Raw genomic sequence first — 2,405 nt, 5'->3', positions numbered from 1 at the left:
CGCCCCGCCGCCTGCACGCGCGCCGCCACCGCCAGCACGGTCGGCGTCTTGCCCTGGCCGCCGACGGTGAGATTACCGATGCAGATCACCGGGACAGCCGGGGTTGAAGCCCACCGTCGCGGCAAGCCGCTGCGCCGTTATCGCCGCGACGCGATCCGCCAAAGGGGCGAGCAGCCGGGGCAATAGCCCGTCCCGCTGCCAAAAACCAGGGGCCTGCATGGGTTAACGCTCGGTCGCCAAGTCGGGGCGGGAGTCGAGTTCCAGCGGCGGGCCGGGCGGCACCGGCGGGAAGCCGAAATGGCCATCGACCGCCGCCAATTGCGCGTTCATCGCCGCTTCGATCCGCTCCCGCGCTGCCTCGATGCTAAGTCCCGTCACCGAAATCGGCGCATCGGCCTTCAGCAGAACGCGGTTGAAAGGCAGCGCCAGAACGAAACGGTCCCAACTGCCCATCACTTTCCGGCGCTTGACGCTGTAGGTGATGGGAATGACCGGCACACCCGCCGTAATTGCCGCGTAGGCAACGCCGAATTTCGCGCGCTGGCGCGGCCCTTTCGGCCCATCCGGGGTAATCGCGACGATCTTCCCGGCTTCGAGTAGGCGCACGATTTCGTACAGCGCTTCCTTGCCGCCCCGGCGCGACGAGCCCGAAATCGCCTCGATACCGAAGGGGCGCACAGCTTTGGCGATCATCGCGCCGTCGCGGTGCTGGGAGATCAGCACGTGCACCAAAGCGCCGGTTTGTGGCCAATGGTAGGCCATCAACAAAATACGGCTATGCCAGAAGGCGGCAATGAAAGGCCGCCCGGCTTTCAGCAGCGCATCGGATTCCGGGTGCCAATCGCGCTCGGTCCGGCTGGTCCACCAAACGAAGCGGATATAGGCGAAGGCGAAGCTGACGAGCAGCCGTTGCACGAAGGCCGATTTAGCGAGTTTCTTCATCCGGCGACGGGCTCCGCAAATTGCAGCGCGTGCAGGCGCGCATAAAGCCCCGTGCGGGCCAGAAGCTCGGCGTGGCTACCGCGCTCCACAACCTTGCCGCGCTCCAGCACATAGATAAGGTCGGCATCGACCACCGTCGAGAGGCGATGGGCGATGACCAGCACCGTCCGCCCCTGCATCAGCCGGTCGAGCGCCGCCTGAACCAGCCGTTCCGATTCGGTATCGAGCGCGCTAGTCGCCTCGTCCAGCAGCAGAATCGGCGCGTTCTTCAGCATGGCGCGGGCGATGGAAAGCCGCTGGCGCTGCCCGCCCGAGAGCTTCACCCCGAACTCGCCGACAACCGTATCGTAGCCCTGGGGAAGCTCGGTGATAAACTCATGGGCAGCCGCATCGCGCGCCGCCTGAATAATCTCGGCCTCGCTCGCCTCCGGGCGGCCATAGGCGATATTGGCGCGCACGCTATCGTCGAACAGGCTGACTTCCTGGCTCACCAGACCAACCGAGCGGCGTAGGGAGGCGAGCGTCACGCTCTGGACGTTCTGCCCGTCGATCTGAATGCGCCCCGCCGTGACATCGTAAAAGCGCGGAATGAGATTGAGGATGGTCGATTTCCCCGCGCCCGAGGGGCCAACCAAGGCCACCTTTTGCCCCGCCGGGATCACCAGATTGAGCCCATCGAGCTGCGGTGCTTCGGGATCGGCATAATGAAAGCGCACGCCCTCGAACCGCACTTCGCCGCGCGTCACCGCCAGGGCGGGCGCGCCGGGGGCATCGGCAATCGCAGGCGGCGTGTCGATCAAGGTGAAAACCCGATCCGCCGCCGCCAACCCCTCTTGCATGGAAACATTCAGATTGGCGAGGCGCTTAACGGGCTCGTACGCAATCAAGAATGAGGCGATGAAGCTAAAAAACGTCCCCGTTGTGCGGGTTCCATCAATGACCTGATTGCCGCCGTAAACAATAACCGCAACAATCGCAACGCCCCCTAGGGTTTCCATTAGAGGACTGGAGACCGCCCGCACGCGGGAGGCTTTGGCGATCAGCCGGTGCAATCGATCAATAAGCGTTGCCGCCCGTTTTGTCTCATATTCTTCCATCGCATAGGATTTGACGTGGCGCGCGCCCATGAACACCTGTTCCAACAGGGTCGTGAACTGCCCCATCTCGCTTGCGTGTTCGCCGAAACCTTGCGCATGCGCTTGCCCAGGCGCGCGATGGGCAGAATCGCTGTCGGGAAACCAATCAAGGCTACCACCGTCAAGACCCAATCCGTCCAGAGCATTCCGGCAAGAAGGAAGATGACGCTTAGAAAATCTTTCCCAAACCCCGTGAGCGTTGACGAAACAAGATTGCGCATCAACCCAACATCGTTGGTGAAGCGGCTCACTAAATTCCCCGTCGCGTGGGCGTGGAAAAAACTTAAGTCGGCATGAACTAAATGACCAAAGAGCCGTTGCTGGATA

3 protein-coding genes and 1 pseudogene are annotated in these 2,405 nt (G+C 62.8%); all 4 read right to left on the bottom strand.

The features are described from left to right. Nucleotides 1–125, bottom strand: a 125-nt coding sequence (locus tag VZ95_RS29285; RefSeq protein WP_198148220.1) for a tetraacyldisaccharide 4'-kinase, incomplete at its 3' end; no start/stop codon positions are given. Nucleotides 126–222: 97 nt separating this feature from the next. Next, the gene (locus tag VZ95_RS10560; protein WP_045775805.1) at nt 223–942 is read right to left on the bottom strand and encodes a lysophospholipid acyltransferase family protein; all 720 of its coding nucleotides are present in this window, start codon (nt 940–942) and stop codon (nt 223–225) included. Then, nucleotides 939–1,781, bottom strand: a complete 843-nt coding sequence (locus tag VZ95_RS28825; protein ID WP_332308070.1) for an ABC transporter ATP-binding protein — start codon at nt 1,779–1,781, stop codon at nt 939–941. The genes VZ95_RS10560 and VZ95_RS28825 overlap by 4 nt, the downstream gene beginning before the upstream one ends. A gap of 99 nt (nt 1,782–1,880) precedes the next feature. Continuing rightward, a pseudogene (locus tag VZ95_RS28820) lies at nt 1,881–2,404 on the bottom strand (ABC transporter permease); the annotation flags it as partial. Between the last annotated feature and the right edge of the window lies 1 nt (nt 2,405).

Source organism: Elstera litoralis, assembly GCF_000963705.1.
GTDB lineage: Bacteria > Pseudomonadota > Alphaproteobacteria > Elsterales > Elsteraceae > Elstera > Elstera litoralis.
This window is presented reverse-complemented; position numbering and strand designations above follow the sequence as displayed.